Annotated in this window: 15 protein-coding genes; 9 read left to right on the forward strand and 6 right to left on the reverse strand. The window is 60.3% G+C overall.

Annotated elements, in window-relative coordinates; genetic code table 11:
* The first annotated feature begins 92 nt into the window (after positions 1-92).
* From CLM72_RS02790 to CLM72_RS02830, 8 genes are all read left to right on the forward strand, one after another.
* Positions 93-1376, forward strand: a complete 1284-nt coding sequence (locus tag CLM72_RS02790) for an FAD-binding oxidoreductase (protein WP_105225569.1) — start codon at positions 93-95, stop codon at positions 1374-1376.
* Between the two features lie 374 nt (positions 1377-1750).
* The gene (locus CLM72_RS02795; RefSeq protein ID WP_105225570.1) at positions 1751-2887 is read left to right on the forward strand and encodes a branched-chain amino acid ABC transporter substrate-binding protein; all 1137 of its coding nucleotides are present in this window, start codon (positions 1751-1753) and stop codon (positions 2885-2887) included.
* Between the two features lie 220 nt (positions 2888-3107).
* The gene (locus CLM72_RS02800; protein WP_034125666.1) at positions 3108-4022 is read left to right on the forward strand and encodes a branched-chain amino acid ABC transporter permease; all 915 of its coding nucleotides are present in this window, start codon (positions 3108-3110) and stop codon (positions 4020-4022) included.
* A 2-nt stretch (positions 4023-4024) separates the two neighbouring features.
* On the forward strand, positions 4025-5302 hold the full coding sequence (livM, locus tag CLM72_RS02805; protein WP_003188100.1) for a high-affinity branched-chain amino acid ABC transporter permease LivM: 1278 nt from the start codon (positions 4025-4027) through the stop codon (positions 5300-5302).
* Entirely contained in the window at positions 5299-6174 is an 876-nt protein-coding gene (locus tag CLM72_RS02810) for an ABC transporter ATP-binding protein (protein WP_003188102.1), read from the forward strand. The genes livM and CLM72_RS02810 overlap by 4 nt, the downstream gene beginning before the upstream one ends.
* Positions 6171-6887 (forward strand): ABC transporter ATP-binding protein, encoded by a 717-nt coding sequence (locus CLM72_RS02815; RefSeq protein WP_005784287.1) that lies wholly within the window; start codon positions 6171-6173, stop codon positions 6885-6887. The genes CLM72_RS02810 and CLM72_RS02815 overlap by 4 nt, the downstream gene beginning before the upstream one ends.
* 822 nt (positions 6888-7709) lie before the next feature.
* Positions 7710-8477 carry an SDR family oxidoreductase gene (locus CLM72_RS02825; RefSeq protein ID WP_034125868.1) on the forward strand — a complete coding sequence of 256 codons (768 nt, stop codon included), beginning with the start codon at positions 7710-7712 and terminating at the stop codon, positions 8475-8477.
* A 158-nt stretch (positions 8478-8635) separates the two neighbouring features.
* Positions 8636-9541: a cation diffusion facilitator family transporter gene (locus CLM72_RS02830; RefSeq protein ID WP_003188105.1), complete on the forward strand. Its 906-nt coding sequence runs from the start codon at positions 8636-8638 to the stop codon at positions 9539-9541.
* Between the two features lie 109 nt (positions 9542-9650).
* Here the strand turns inward: CLM72_RS02830 and CLM72_RS02835 are convergent, their stop codons facing one another.
* The 5 genes from CLM72_RS02835 to ureE all read right to left on the reverse strand — a co-directional run bounded on the left by CLM72_RS02835 (position 9651) and on the right by ureE (position 13329).
* Positions 9651-10760, reverse strand: a complete 1110-nt coding sequence (locus CLM72_RS02835; protein WP_105225571.1) for an AGE family epimerase/isomerase — start codon at positions 10758-10760, stop codon at positions 9651-9653.
* Positions 10761-10933: 173 nt separating this feature from the next.
* Positions 10934-11506 (reverse strand): HupE/UreJ family protein, encoded by a 573-nt coding sequence (locus CLM72_RS02840; RefSeq protein WP_105225572.1) that lies wholly within the window; start codon positions 11504-11506, stop codon positions 10934-10936.
* A gap of 22 nt (positions 11507-11528) precedes the next feature.
* Positions 11529-12143 (reverse strand): urease accessory protein UreG, encoded by a 615-nt coding sequence (ureG, locus tag CLM72_RS02845; protein WP_105225573.1) that lies wholly within the window; start codon positions 12141-12143, stop codon positions 11529-11531.
* A gap of 14 nt (positions 12144-12157) precedes the next feature.
* The gene (locus CLM72_RS02850) at positions 12158-12832 is read right to left on the reverse strand and encodes an urease accessory protein UreF (RefSeq protein ID WP_105225574.1); all 675 of its coding nucleotides are present in this window, start codon (positions 12830-12832) and stop codon (positions 12158-12160) included.
* A complete protein-coding gene (gene ureE, locus CLM72_RS02855; protein ID WP_054896372.1) occupies positions 12829-13329 on the reverse strand; it encodes an urease accessory protein UreE in 501 nt (166 codons plus the stop codon). Before ureE ends, CLM72_RS02850 begins: the two co-directional genes overlap by 4 nt.
* 340 nt (positions 13330-13669) lie before the next feature.
* On the opposite strand from ureE, the gene CLM72_RS02860 reads away from it, so the two are divergent.
* The gene (locus CLM72_RS02860) at positions 13670-14176 is read left to right on the forward strand and encodes a C40 family peptidase (RefSeq protein WP_105225575.1); all 507 of its coding nucleotides are present in this window, start codon (positions 13670-13672) and stop codon (positions 14174-14176) included.
* A 5-nt stretch (positions 14177-14181) separates the two neighbouring features.
* Here CLM72_RS02860 and CLM72_RS02865 read toward each other — a convergent pair whose 3' ends face one another.
* On the reverse strand, positions 14182-14814 hold the full coding sequence (locus CLM72_RS02865; protein ID WP_003188114.1) for a TetR family transcriptional regulator: 633 nt from the start codon (positions 14812-14814) through the stop codon (positions 14182-14184).
* Positions 14815-14867: the final 53 nt, after the last annotated feature.

Consider the following 14867-nt stretch of genomic DNA (forward strand, 5'->3'; position numbering starts at 1 on the left):
ACACCGCTATCGCAGGCAAGCCAGCTCCCACAGGTGATTGGGTTTCCCATTCAAAAGAGTATTTGTTTGTTAGGTCTCATCGGAGTCTGGCAATGGCACTGCGCGAAACATGTTTATGGGAACACCTCACTCCAGGCCGCCCGGACCGAGCCGCGCTCAAGGGTGCGGTCAAGGTGGATGTGTGCGTGATCGGTGCCGGCATTACCGGTTTGTCGGCGGCCATTCATTTGCTGGAACAGGGTAAAAGCGTCGCCGTACTCGAGGCCCATCGCACCGGCCACGGTGGTTCGGGGCGCAACGTCGGGCTGGTCAACGCCGGCCTGTGGATTCCACCGGACGAGATCGAGGCCGGTTTCGGCACGGCGGTGGGCAGCCAGCTCAACCGCATGTTGGGTGCGGCGCCGTCCCTGGTGTTCAGCCTGATCGACAAGTACAACATCGACTGCCAATTGCGCCGTGAAGGCACCTTGCACATGGCGCACAACGCCCGTGGCGAGGCGGATTTGCGCAGCCGTGAGGAGCAGTGGAAGCGCCGTGGCGCGCCGGTTGAGTTACTCACCGGCCAGGCCTGCGAGCAGGCCACCGGTACCCGGAAAATCGCCGCCGCGTTGCTCGATCGGCGCGCCGGCACCTTGAACCCCATGGCCTACACCACTGGGTTGGCGAATGCCGCCGTGGGGCTGGGCGGGCAATTGTTCGATCATTCGCCGGTCACCCAGCTTGAGCGCCAGGGCGCCGATTGGTCGGTGCAGACCGCCGAGGGTGCGGTGCAGGCCGCCCAGGTGGTGATCGCCTCCAACGCTTACACCGAAGGCGAATGGACTGAACTGCGGCGTAACTTCTTCCCCGGCTATTACTATCAGGTGGCCTCGGCGCCGCTGACCGATGACGCGGCCAAGCAGATCCTCCCCGGCGGCCAGGGTTCGTGGGACACGCGCCAGGTCCTGAGCAGTATTCGCCGCGATGCCGATGGGCGCCTGTTGCTGGGCAGCCTGGGTAACGGCAACCAGAAACCGGCGTGGTTCCTCAAGGCGTGGGCCGATCGGGTGCAGCAACACTACTTCCCGTACCTCAAACCGGTGCAATGGGAATTCACCTGGACCGGCTGCATCGCGTTTACCCCCGACCACTTGATGCGCCTGTTCGAACCGGCCCCCGGCCTGGTGGCGGTTACCGGTTATAACGGGCGCGGCGTGACCACCGGCAGCGTGGTGGGCAAGGCGTTTGCCGACTACCTGTGTCACCAGGACCCCCAAGCCTTGCCGATCCCTTTTGCCCCTATGCAACCTCTGGCCGCTGTGGGCCTGCGCAGTTGCCTGTATGAAGCCGGCTTCTCGCTCTATCACGCCGGGCAATGCTTGAGGATCGTGATCTGATCAGCGAAATACCCCTCAGAAGCCTGCGTTTTCTTAGCAGGCTACCCATCTGTATTGGTGCAAGTCGTAGCAATCACGCACTGTAAATGTGCAGTTCCGTTACGCACATTGTTACAGCTGTAGGAACTGTCGTTTATGCCTGTGGTTGCAGGTGCGACCTGCCAGGGTTGTACTTTTTTGAAGTGTTGGTTGCACCTATAGACGCTAGACGGTTGCACGTCCTGGCAAAAGGCGTCGAAACGCCTGTAATAACAATGACACCGTGTCTTTTTGAAGAATAAAAAAGTAATGGCACGCGGCTTGCTCTGAGCTTTCGGTGAAAGGTTTGAATGCAAGTTGTCGTGCCAAAAATCAAAAATATCGGAGCACCACTCATGTCCCAGACGTTTTACAAGAAAGGTTTTCTGGCCCTCGCCGTTGCTGCGGCGCTGGGTGTTTCTACGTTTGTTCAAGCTGATGTGAAAATTGGTGTGGCAGGCCCGATGACGGGTGCCAACGCCGCTTTCGGTGAGCAGTACATGAAGGGTGCCCAGGCGGCAGCCGACGTTATCAACAAGGCCGGCGGCATCAACGGCGAGCAGATCAAGCTGGTGGCGGGCGATGACGCCTGCGAACCCAAACAAGCCGTGGCCGTGGCCAACCGCCTGGCCGACCAGGACAAAGTGATCGGCGTGGTCGGGCACTTCTGCTCATCCAACACCATCCCGGCGTCTGAGGTTTACGACGAAGCAGGCATCATCGCCATCACCCCAGGCTCCACCAACCCACAGGTCACCGAACGCGGCCTGGCCGCCATGTTCCGTATGTGCGGGCGTGACGACCAGCAAGGCATCGTCGCCGGCGACTACATCGTCGACGTGCTCAAGGGCAAGAAAGTCGCGGTGATCAACGACAAGGACACCTACGGCAAAGGCCTGGCCGACGCCACCGCTGCGCAGTTGACCAAGCGCGGCGTCAAGCCGGTGCTGGAAGAGGGCCTGACCCGGGGCGAGAAAGACTTCAGCGCCCTGGTCACCAAGATCCGCTCCCTGGGCGCCGACGTTGTGTACTTCGGCGGCTTGCATCCGGAAGCCGGCCCACTGGTGCGCCAGATCCGCGAAGCGGGCCTCAAAGACGTCAAGTTCATGTCCGATGACGGCGTGGTCACCGACGAACTGGTAGCCACCGCCGGCGGCGCGCAGTACGTCGATGGCGTGTACATGACCTTCGGCGCCGACCCGCGCCTGCTGCCAGACAGCAAGACGGTCGTGGAAGAGTTCCGCAAGAACGGCACCGAGCCTGAAGGCTACACCCTGTACGCCTACGCCTCGATCCAGGCCCTGGCCGCCGGCTTCAACGGTGCCAAGTCCAACAAGGGCGAAGACGCTGCCAAGTGGCTCAAGGCCAACCCGGTTAAAACCGTCATGGGCGAAAAAGCCTGGGATGCCAAGGGAGACCTGAAAGTCTCTGACTACGTGGTTTACCAGTGGGACAAAGACGGCAAATACCATCAGCTGGAAAAGCAGAAGTAATAACGCGACGGCTTGAACACCTCGATCCCTGTGGGAGCCGGGCTTGCCCGCGATGGCGGCCTCAATACCAGCACCTGTGTTGAATGTGAAACCGCTATCGCAGGCAAGCCAGCTCCCACAGAGGGCGTGGTTGCCTGCTCCATTGCAACAAACCTGTCTTTTCCTCCAGAAGCGCCGCACACCCACCGGTGTGCAGGTGCTCACCGCGTGAGATTGCGTTATGGATGGTATTTTCCTGCAGCAACTGGTCAACGGCCTGACCCTCGGGTCGGTCTATGGCCTGATCGCCATCGGCTACACAATGGTCTATGGCATCATTGGCATGATCAACTTCGCCCACGGCGAGGTTTATATGATTTCCGCTTACCTCGCGGCGATCAGTCTGGCACTGCTGGCTTACTTCGGCATCGAATCCTTCCCGCTGCTCATTCTCGGTACCTTGATCTTCACCGTGGTCGTCACCGGCGTGTACGGTTGGGTGATTGAGCGTGTCGCCTACAAACCCCTGCGTAACTCCACCCGCCTGGCACCGCTGATCAGCGCCATCGGTATCTCCCTGATCCTGCAGAACTACGCGCAGATCGCCCAGGGCGCCAAGCAACAAGGCATTCCCACCTTGCTGGCCGGCGCCTGGCGTGTGGATATCGGCACCGGGTTTGTGCAACTGACCTATACCAAAGTGTTCATCCTGGTCGCCGCTTTTGCCGGCATGGCCTTGCTCACCTACATCATCAAATACACCAAGCTCGGCCGCATGTGCCGCGCTACCCAGCAAGACCGCAAGATGGCCTCGATCCTGGGCATCAACACCGACCGCGTGATCTCCTACGTGTTTGTCATCGGTGCCGCCATGGCTGCCCTGGCCGGCGTGCTCATCACCCTCAATTACGGCACCTTCGACTTCTATGCCGGCTTCATCATCGGCATCAAGGCGTTTACCGCAGCGGTACTCGGCGGCATCGGTTCCCTGCCTGGGGCGATGTTGGGCGGGATCATCCTCGGTATCTCCGAGTCGCTGTTCGCGGGGTTGATCAACTCTGACTACAAAGACGTGTTCAGTTTCTCCCTGCTGGTGGTGATTCTGATTTTCCGTCCCCAGGGCCTGCTTGGTCGCCCACTCGTGGCGAAGGTGTAAACATGTCTGCTGCCAAATCCATTGATATCAAGAAAAGTGTGGTCGATACGGTACTCGCGGGGCTGATTTCGCTGATCGTGTTCGGCCCGATTGTCGGCGTGGTGCTCGACGGCTACAGCTTCAACCTGGAACCTGCGCGGGTGGCCGTGCTGGTCGCCATCGTGATGGCCGGGCGCTTTGCCCTCAGCCTGTTCCTGCAAACCCCCAAGGGCGTGAAGATCCTGCAGGGGTTCGAGAGCAGCGGCTCAGGTGTGCACGTGCTGCCACCGGACTACAAGTCGCGGCTGCGCTGGATCATCCCGGCGCTGATCGTGATCGCCATCGTGTTCCCGATCTTTGCCAACAAGTACCTGCTCACCGTGGTGATCCTGGGGCTGATCTACGTGTTGCTCGGCCTGGGGTTGAACATCGTGGTGGGCCTGGCGGGCCTGCTCGACCTGGGTTACGTGGCCTTCTACGCCATCGGTGCCTACGGCCTGGCGCTGGGTTATCAATACCTGGGCCTGGGCTTCTGGACCGTGCTGCCACTGGCGGCCATCGCGGCGGCGCTGGCGGGGTGCATACTCGGCTTCCCGGTGCTGCGAATGCACGGTGACTACCTGGCCATCGTGACCCTGGGTTTTGGTGAAATCATTCGCCTGGTGCTCAACAACTGGCTGTCGTTCACCGGCGGCCCCAACGGTATGCCGGTGCCGTCACCGACCTTTCTGGGCCTGGAGTTCGGCAAGCGTGCGAAGGATGGCGGCATCCCGTTTCACGAGTTTTTCGGCATCGATTACAACCCCAACATCAAGTTCATGTTCATCTACATCGTGCTGTTTCTGGTGGTGCTGGCCGTGCTGTACATCAAGCATCGCCTGACGCGCATGCCGGTCGGCCGCGCCTGGGAAGCCCTGCGCGAAGATGAAATCGCCTGCCGCTCCATGGGCCTGAACCATGTGCTGGTCAAACTATCAGCCTTCACCATCGGCGCGTCCACCGCCGGTTTGGCCGGGGTGTTCTTTGCCAGCTACCAGGGCTTCGTCAACCCGTCGTCGTTTACCTTCTTCGAGTCGGCGTTGATCCTCGCCATTGTGGTGTTGGGCGGCATGGGCTCGACGGTTGGCGTGGTGATCGCAGCGTTTGTGCTGACCGTGGCGCCTGAATTGCTGCGCAGCTTCTCTGAATACCGTGTGCTGCTGTTTGGCGTGTTGATGGTGGTGATGATGATCTGGAGGCCGCGTGGCTTGATTCGCATCAGCCGTACCGGTGTGACGCCACGCAAGGGGGTAGCGCCATGAGCAAGGAAGTCGTCCTCTCCGTGGAACACCTGATGATGCACTTCGGAGGCATCAAGGCCCTCAGTGATGTGAGCCTGCAGGTCAAACGCAACTCGATCTTCGCCCTGATCGGCCCCAACGGCGCCGGCAAGACCACGGTGTTCAACTGCCTCACCGGCTTCTACAAAGCCAGTGGCGGCAAGATCGAGCTCAACGTGCGCGGCAAGCAAACCAACGTGATCCAACTGCTCGGCGAGCGCTTTGAGGCCACCGACTTCGTGTCGCCCAAAAGCTTCCTCAGCCGCGTTTACTACAAGATGTTCGGCGGCACCCACCTGGTGAACCGTGCCGGCCTGGCGCGCACCTTCCAGAACATTCGCCTGTTCAAGGAAATGTCGGTGCTGGAAAACCTGCTGGTGGCCCAGCACATGTGGGTCAACCGCAACATGCTTGCCGGCATCCTCAATACCAAGGGCTACCGCAAGGCTGAAAGTGATGCGCTGGACTGCGCGTTCTACTGGCTGGAAGTGGTCGACCTGGTGGACTGCGCCAACCGTCTGGCCGGCGAGCTCTCCTACGGCCAGCAGCGCCGCCTGGAGATCGCCCGCGCCATGTGCACGCGGCCGCAGATCATCTGCCTGGACGAACCGGCAGCGGGCCTCAACCCGCAGGAAACCGAAGCCCTCAGCGCGATGATTCGCCTGCTGCGCGACGAACACGACCTTACGGTGGTGCTGATCGAACACGACATGGGCATGGTGATGAGTATTTCCGACCACATTGTGGTGCTGGACCACGGCAACGTGATCGCCGAAGGCGGCCCGGACGCAATCCGCAACGACCCGAAAGTGATCGCCGCCTACCTGGGCGCGGATGAAGAGGAGCTGGTATGAGTGCACCTATCCTCGAAATGAAGGACCTGGACGTGTTCTACGGCCCGATCCAGGCCCTGAAAAAAGTCTCGCTGCACATCAACGAAGGCGAAACCGTCAGCCTGATCGGCTCCAATGGCGCGGGTAAGTCCACGTTGCTGATGTCGATCTTCGGTCAGCCTCGGGCCGAGTCGGGGCAGATTCTGTACAACGGCGTCGACATTACTCACAAGTCGTCCCACTACATCGCTTCCAACGGCATTGCGCAGTCGCCGGAAGGGCGGCGGGTGTTCCCCGACATGACCGTCGAGGAAAACCTGCTGATGGGCACCATCCCCATTGGCGACAAGTTCGCCAGTGAGGACATGCAACGCATGTTCGAGCTGTTCCCCAGGCTCAAGGAACGGCGCAACCAGCGGGCGATGACCATGTCCGGTGGTGAGCAACAAATGCTCGCCATCGCCCGTGCGCTGATGAGCCGGCCCAAGCTGTTGCTGCTCGATGAGCCAAGCCTGGGGTTGGCGCCGATTGTGGTGAAGCAGATCTTTTCCACCCTGCGCGAGCTGGCGTCCACCGGGATGACCATTTTCCTGGTGGAACAGAACGCCAACCATGCGCTGCGCCTGTCGGACCGGGCGTATGTGATGGTCAATGGTGAGATTCGCCTGACAGGCACCGGCAAGGAGTTGCTGGTGAACGAGGAAGTGCGCAACGCCTACCTGGGCGGTCACTGACATAAGATCCAGGCGCATCAACCCTGTGGGAACCGGGCCTTATGTGGGAGCCGGGCTTGCCCGCGATAGCATCACCTCGGTTTAGCTGACATACCGAGGTGGCCGCATCGCAGGCAAGCCAGCGCCCACCCAAAGCCGGTTCCCACATTTGTTTTTGCGGTGTCAACAAGCCCTCCACCAAATTGTGGAAAACAAATCCAGCCCACCTCAAAAGCGCGACATATAGCCGCCGCAAATCCCTGTTTTGTCACAGTTTTGACTTGTCCCCATCCACTGTGGAACCGGCTGTGGGTAACGTGGGAGTAGCTGGCTGAAAGCCTTTAACCACGTGGCTTGTAGCGTGTTGGTTGTTTTTCGATCAGGGTGTTTTTCGCGACCGTCTCAAGGGTTTGTCAACCTGTTTAAAGACACAGGTATATGAACGAAATAAGTCCTTCCAGCCTGTGGATAAGTCTGTGACTAAACTCTGGAAAGACTTGCGCAGGGGCCGGAATGACTGGCCTGGAGCCATCGTTGTGTTTTTCTGCATTTGTCAGCGGCTACATAGGCGCTCGCCCAGGTCAAGCAAAAAACTTTATAAAACCGCCTGCAACCCTTGTACACAGCGGCTTTGAGCCGTTTGCACTTGCCCCCAAAGACTGTGGGCGCAGTTGTGGATAACCTGCGCGCATATGGCTACAAGCTACGGTTTATAAGGCTTTGCGAAGATTGATTAAAAAATGATCAGATAAGCATGCGTGCGTGTGCACAGCGGTTGCCGCAAACGCGGCGTAAGGGCATTCTGCTGGCTGTTTTTTTCCCGATGCCCGCAAGGAGAACCCCATGTCCGACACGCTGTTTATCACTGGCGCTACTTCAGGTTTCGGCGAAGCCTGTGCCCGTCGCTTTGCCGAGGCCGGTTGGAAACTGGTGCTCACTGGTCGCCGTGCCGAGCGCTTGAACGCCTTGGTCGAAGAGCTTTCCAAGCAGACCGAAGTGCATGGCCTGGTGGTGGATGTGCGCGACCGCAAAGGCATGGAGGAGGCCATCGCCAACCTGCCGGCGTCGTTCGCCACGCTGCGCGGCCTGATCAACAACGCCGGCCTGGCCGTGGGCACCGACCCTGCGCCCAAGTGCGACCTCGACGATTGGGAAACCATGGTCGATACCAACATCAAGGGCTTGCTGACCACCACTAACCTGCTGTTGCCGCGCCTGATTGCCCATGGTCGCGGTGCCGGGATCATCAACCTGGGTTCCATCGCCGGTAACTACCCGTACCCGGGCAGCCATGTATACGGCGGTTCCAAGGCGTTCGTGAAGCAGTTTTCGCTGAACCTGCGCTGCGACTTGCAAGGCACCGGCGTGCGCGTGACCAATATCGAGCCGGGCTTGTGTGAAAGCGAGTTCTCCCTGGTGCGCTTCGGCGGTGATCAGGCGCGTTATGACGCCACCTACGCAGGTGCCGAGCCGATCCAGCCGCAGGACATTGCCGATACGATTTTCTGGGTGATGAACACTCCGGCGCACGTGAACATCAACCGCCTGGAGCTGATGCCGGTGAGCCAGACCTGGGCTGGGTTTGCGATTGAGCGTGGGGCCAAGGGCTAAGACCGCGTCGCTGCCATCGCAGGCAAGCCAGCTCCCACGAGTGTGGGAGCTGGCTTGCCTGCGATGGCGTCAAATCGGCCAAAATGCGGCATAAGGTACACTGCCCGCCTGAAAACCCCACCGCACCCAGCGGTTCAAAGGTTTTGACAGGAGGCAATGTGAGTAACCGAGGTGAGCAGGCACTGCTCAAACAATCGACTATCCTGATGTTCGCAGTCGCGATCGCAGGGATTGTCACGGGTGTGATATCCGGCGCCCAATCCATTCTGTTCGACGGCTTTTTCTCGCTGATCGCCACCGCCATCAAGGTGCTGATGCTGATCACGGCCAAGCTGATCGCCAAGAAAAGCAATGAGCGTTTCCAATTCGGCTATTGGCACCTTGAGCCGATGGTGCTGCTGATAGAAGGCAGTTTCCTGCTGCTGATCGCCATCTACGCGTTCCTCAATGGCGTGTTCGGCATTATCAATGGCGGGCGCGAAATCGAGTTGGGGCTGGTGATCATTTATGCGGCGGTGTTTACCGTCGTGGAGTTCGCCTACTTCTTCTATGTGCGCTACCGCAATCGCACACTTAAATCGTCATTGATCCAGTTCGACAACATCAGCTGGCTGGTGGACGCGATGCTGTCGGTGGGCTTGCTGATCAGCTTCCTGGCGGCGCTGTTGCTCAAGTCCCAGGGCTATGGCGAGTGGGCGGTCTACGTGGACCCGTTGATCCTGATCCTGCTGGCCCTGAGCATGCTGGCGCCAGCATTCAAGATCCTGCGCCCGGCGCTGCGCGAAGTGTTGGGGATCGCGCCGGATCACTTGGACGACAAGGTTCGCGAAGTGATGGACGCGGCGCAGGCCAAGCATGGTTTCGACGACTACGTGTCCTATGTGCAGAAGCACGGGCGGGCGCGGTTTATCGAGATTCATGTGGTGCTGCCAGCGGATTACCCGGTGGATAACGTCGCCACCCTCGATGGGCTGCGTGAAGAGATATCCACAGGGCTGGGGGCGGCGGATGCGGCGCGGTGGTTGACGATCAGTTTTACGGGCGACCGCAAGTGGATTGCCTAAAGTCTGTTAGAGCGAGGTGAGGCTATCGCAGGCAAGCCAGCTCCCACATTTAAATGTGCGAACACAATCAACTGTGGGAGCTGGCTTGCCTGCGATGGGGCCCTACAGGTCAGCCCAGATGCCGGACCAAACCCTGATAGCAAGTCGCCAAATGATAAGGCGTAGTCGACGGCATATCCCGCCGGCTCACCTTACCCTCGGCATCCAGGCATTCATACCAACCCTTGGCATGCAAAAAGCGCTGTTGCAGCGCCCGCAACTGACGCTGCAGCACCGCTTCGCTACCTGGCCGCAATGTCAGTGCCCGCAGGTACTCCGCCTGAGCCCAGATCCGTTGGGTACCGTCGCGCACCGTGCCATCCAGCGCGAGCATGCCGCTGACTGCACCGCTTAACTTATCCACACCCTTTTGCTCGGCATAGGCAAATGCCCGTGTCAGCGACTCATGCAGTGCAGTGCCGCGCAGCACAGCTGAAGATTCCAGCAAAAAGAACCATTCGAACTGGTGCCCCGGCTCAAACCAGTTATCCACAGCGCCCAAAGGCTTCTCCATCATTACACCGTGCTCGCGGTCGATGAAGCGTTGCTGCATGGCCGTCGCCAGTGCCAGCAGGGCCGCTTGTACCTGGGCGTCCTCACGCACCGCGAGGGTAGCCAGGAAGCCTTCGGCCAGGTGCATCAACGGGTTTTGCAACGGGCCGGAGTCGAGCGAGGCCCAGTTGCGCTCCAGTACGGCCTCGTACAAGCCGTCACCGGTGGCAAAGCGTTGGGCGACGACTTCCAGGGCAGCGTTGAGCACCGACTCGACCAACGGCTCACGCACCTTGGCCCAGTAATGGGCGCAGGCAAAAATAATGAAGGCGTGGGTGTAGAGGTCTTTGCGCTCGTCCAGCGGCTGGCCGGCGGGGTCGATGCTGTAGAACCAGCCACCGTGTTCGGCATCATGAAAGTGCCGTTGCAGGGAGCGAAACAGCGCCGCCGCACGTTCTTCGGCGAAAGCCGCGCCGGGTTCGCCGATCAGGCTGGCGAACAGGTACAACTGCCGGGCGCAGGCCATGGCGCGATAGCGCTGTGGGGGCAGTGGCTGGTGATCGGCGTCCAGTGCCTCAAAGGGCAGTGCCAGGCCGGCATTCCAGCCCGGGCCTTGCCAGAGGGGCACGATCAGGTCATGGAAGTGCGTGAGCACAGGCGTCAGGGAAGAGGGGGAAGCGATGGGCATTGGCTGGCGTCGTCACGGCAGGGGTGTTTGTCGCGCATGGTAGCAGGCTTGGGATCGGTGGTGTTTGTACTGGCGCTATCGCGGGCAAGCCCGCTCCCACATTTTTGAAGTGTGAACCGTCTCACATGTGGGAGCTGGCTTGCCTGCGATGAGGCCTTTACAGGCGCTGACGATCAGCCTGCCAGCAACCACACCCCAGTCGCCGCCGAAGCGGCCCCGGCCACGCGCACCAAGGGTGCCGCAGCTGCCGGCAAAAAGCGCACCACTGCATAACCCGCAGCGTGCAACACGGCTGTTGCCCCCACAAACCCAGCCGCATACGCCCAGGGGCTGGTCATATCCGGCAGTTCCAGGCCATGGGCCACGCCGTGAAACAGCGCAAACAACGCGGTGGCGCCCGCGGCCACGAACAGTGGCGGCCGCACCGCCAACGCTACCGCCAGGCCCAAGGCCAGCACCGATGCAGCAATCCCGCTTTCCAGTGCCGGTAGTTGCAGCCCTTCAAAACCCAGCACGCCGCCGATCAGCATGGTGCCGACAAAGGTGCATGGCAGCGCCCAACGCGCGGCGCCTTTTTGCTGGGCAGCCCAGAGGCCCACCGCAAGCATGGCCAACAAGTGATCGAGGCCGCCCAGGGGGTGGCTGATACCGGCCACCAGGCCATTGTCGCCATGGCCCGGATGCGCGAAGGCCAGAGCAGGGGCCAGCAGCAGCGCGGCGGCGGCGAAAAGTTTGTTGAGTCTCATGGACAGGTTCCTTATGGGTTGATCAGGCGGCGCTCAGCAAGCCCTGGCGTTCGATGAAGGCGACGATGTCGTCCAGGCCGACCCCGGTTTTCTGGTTGCTGAACACAAAGGGTTTGCCGTTGCGCATGCGTTGAGTGTCGCTGTTCATTAGCTCCAGCGAGGCACCCACCAGCGGGGCCAAGTCGATCTTGTTGATCACCAGCAGGTCGGATTTGCAAATACCGGGCCCGCCCTTGCGCGGCAGTTTGTCGCCCGCAGAGACATCAATCACATAGATGGTCAGGTCCGACAGTTCCGGGCTGAAGGTGGCCGACAGGTTGTCGCCGCCGGACTCCACCAGAATCAGGTCCAGGCCTGGAAAACGGCGGTTGAGTTGGTCCACGGCCTCCAGGTTGATCGAGGCATCTTCACGAATCGCCGTGTGTGGGCAGCCACCGGTTTCCACGCCGATGATGCGCTCCGGCGCCAGGGCCTGGTTACGCACCAGGAAGTCGGCGTCTTCACGGGTGTAGATGTCGTTGGTCACCACCGCCAGGTTGTAGCGATCACGCAGCGCCAGGCACAGGGCCAGGGTCAGGGCGGTCTTGCCCGAGCCTACCGGGCCGCCGATACCGACGCGCAGGGGTTGTGTGTTCATGTGCTTCTCCAGAATCAGGAACGGAACAGGCGGCTGTACTGGCGCTCGTGGGCCATGCACGCCAGGGACAGGCCAAAAGCGGCGCTGCCCAAATGGTTAGGGTTAATGCGTTCGGCATCCTGCTGTGCTTGTTGCAGCAGCGGCAGCAGTTCGCTGGTCAACCGCTGGGCCGCTTGCTGGCCCAATGGCAGGGTTTTCATCAGTACCGCCAGTTGGTTTTCCAGCCAGCTCCATAGCCAGGCGGCAAGCGCATCGCCGGGGTTGATGTGCCAGGCGCGCGCGGCCAAGGCCCAGCCAAGGGCCAGGTGCGGTTCGTCGCGTTGTGCAAGAAAATCACGGGCGCTGTCGTCCAGTTCCGGCAAGCCGTTGAGCAGTTGTTGCAGGGAATAGCCCATCTGGCGACTCTCCTGATACAGCTCCCGGGTCTCACGGCTGGCGCGATGCTCGTCGCACCACCGCGCCAATTGGGCCCAGTCCTGTTCGGCGGCTGCGCGGCAGTGGGCGAGCAGCAGCGGGGCTTCGAAACGCGCCAGGTTGAGCAGCAACTGGTCACTGATCCAGCGCCGGGCGCTCGCGGCATCCTGCACGCGGCCGTTGTCCACCGCCATTTCCAGGCCCTGGGAATAGCTGTAGCCGCCAATCGGCAGTTGCGGACTGGCCAGGCGCAGCAGCGCCCAGGCTGGGTTCATAGACGCACGCCGAACTGATGCAGCTTGGGCGCGTAGTTGAAGTCTTCATCACCATGCCGTGAATGATGATGGCCGCCGCCATAGGCGCCGTGCTCGGGTTGAAACGGCGCCTCGAGGGTCTGCGCATCGGCACCCAGTTGCTCGAGCATGGCCTTGAGCACGTAGTCATCGAGCAGGCGCAGCCAGCCGTCACCGACTTGCAGGGCCACATGGCGGTTGCCCAGGTGATAGGCGGCACGGGTGAGCTCGAAGGCGTTGCGGCAGGTGACGTGCAGCAGTTGTTCAGGGCGGGCGCATACCCGTACGACGCGTCCGTCTTCTGCCTGCAGGAATTCACCATCGTGCAAGGGCGGCTGGCCCCGCTCCAAAAACAGGCCGACGTCTTCACCGTCGGCACTGAAACAGCGCAGACGGCTTTTGCTGCGGGCTTCGAAGTTGAGCAGCAACTCGGCGGCCCAGAGGGCTTGGGGGGCGATTCGGCGGTGTATCACCAGCATCAGAGAGCTTCCAACTGTGAGCGATGAAAGACCTAGAGCAAGGGGCTTGCCAATCACGGAATCGAGTAGGAATTCCCTGTAGTCAGGCAGGCATGCTGCTCAATAGGGCGTCGGATGATTTCCGTGTGTGTATCAATTTGGTGCGTGCCGAGGTTTATAGCACCGGGGAAGGGCATTCTGCGTTGATAGCGCCGCTCAGTTTGATGAAGTTTCTTTCATCTTTTTCTTTGTAGATGTTTTTTGGGATTTTTCCTACGAGTCATCAGGATTTGGAGCTCATGAGATTACCTGCGGGTTCTTTAGGCTATGCGGCCTGTTTAATTCCACCGCGACGTTCATCATGCTTCGATCAATTTTTTGTGTATGCCTTGTCGGCCTGACCTGCTTTATTTCATCGGCAAAGGCCAATTTCCAACCCCGCGCCACCTTCAGCTCTTCGCTGCAAAGCATCAAGCCGCCCTCTATCGACGATGTCATTGACCGCGCCCATGAGTTGCTGGGTACGCCCTATAAGTGGGGCGGTACATCGGCAGAGCAGGGCTTCGATTGCAGTAGCTTCCTGGTGTACTTGTTCAAGACCCAAGCCAATATCCAGCTACCCCGCACCACTGCCGCCATGCACCGTTCATCGGCGACAACCATCAAACGCAGTGCTTTAAAGCCAGGGGATGCAGTGTTTTTCAAAGGCAACGGGCGGGGCCAGGTCAGCCATGTCGGCCTTTATATCGGCCAGGGCAAATTCATCCATTCGCCGCGTACCGGCAAAACCATCCGTATCGATTCATTGAGCAATAGCTACTGGAACAAGCACTACACCACCGCCAAACGGTTCCACACGGCGGGTTGATTGACTTACTCGGTGCTGCCCAGCCCTTGCCAATGTTTAAGGCCGATAAAGATAAAGCGCAGTTGCTGGGTGATTTTCGCCTGGGGCGTAAGGTGGGCCGGCAAGGCGTGGGCCGGTGGGTCGATGATATCGGGCAGGGTGGCGAACACACTCTTGACGATCAGGTCGGCCATCACATGCAAACCTTCGGCATCCAAGTGCTGAAGTTTGGGCATCAGTGTCAGGTCGGCGGCCAGGTCGCGAGTGATGTCTTCGCGCAGGGCGGCGATGGCTTGGCGCACGGCCAGGCAGCCGCCGTACTGTTCGCGAGCCAGGAACAGGAACTGAGAGCGGTTAGCCGAAACCACATCGAGAAAGATGCGCACCGAGGCATCAATGATGCCGCCCATCACGAATTCGTTGTGGCGCACCAGGCGGATCGTGGCGCGAAAGGTCTGGCCGACCTCGCTGACCAATACCAGCCCAAGTTGGTCCATGTCGGCGAAATGGCGATAGAAGCCGGTGGGCACGATACCCGCGGTCTTGGCCACTTCGCGCAAACTCAGGCTGCCAAACCCACGGCCACACTCCATCAGATGGCGGGCTGCGTCCATCAGGGCGAGGCGGGTTTGTTGCTTTTGTTCGGCGCGGGGCAGCATGAGCGGATGAGCTTTGTCGGCAAGTACAGCGACGCACTCTAGCAAAAGCGCTT

Source organism: Pseudomonas sp. MYb193 (assembly GCF_002966775.1).
In the GTDB taxonomy this organism is placed as follows: Bacteria; Pseudomonadota; Gammaproteobacteria; order Pseudomonadales; family Pseudomonadaceae; genus Aquipseudomonas; species Aquipseudomonas paracarnis.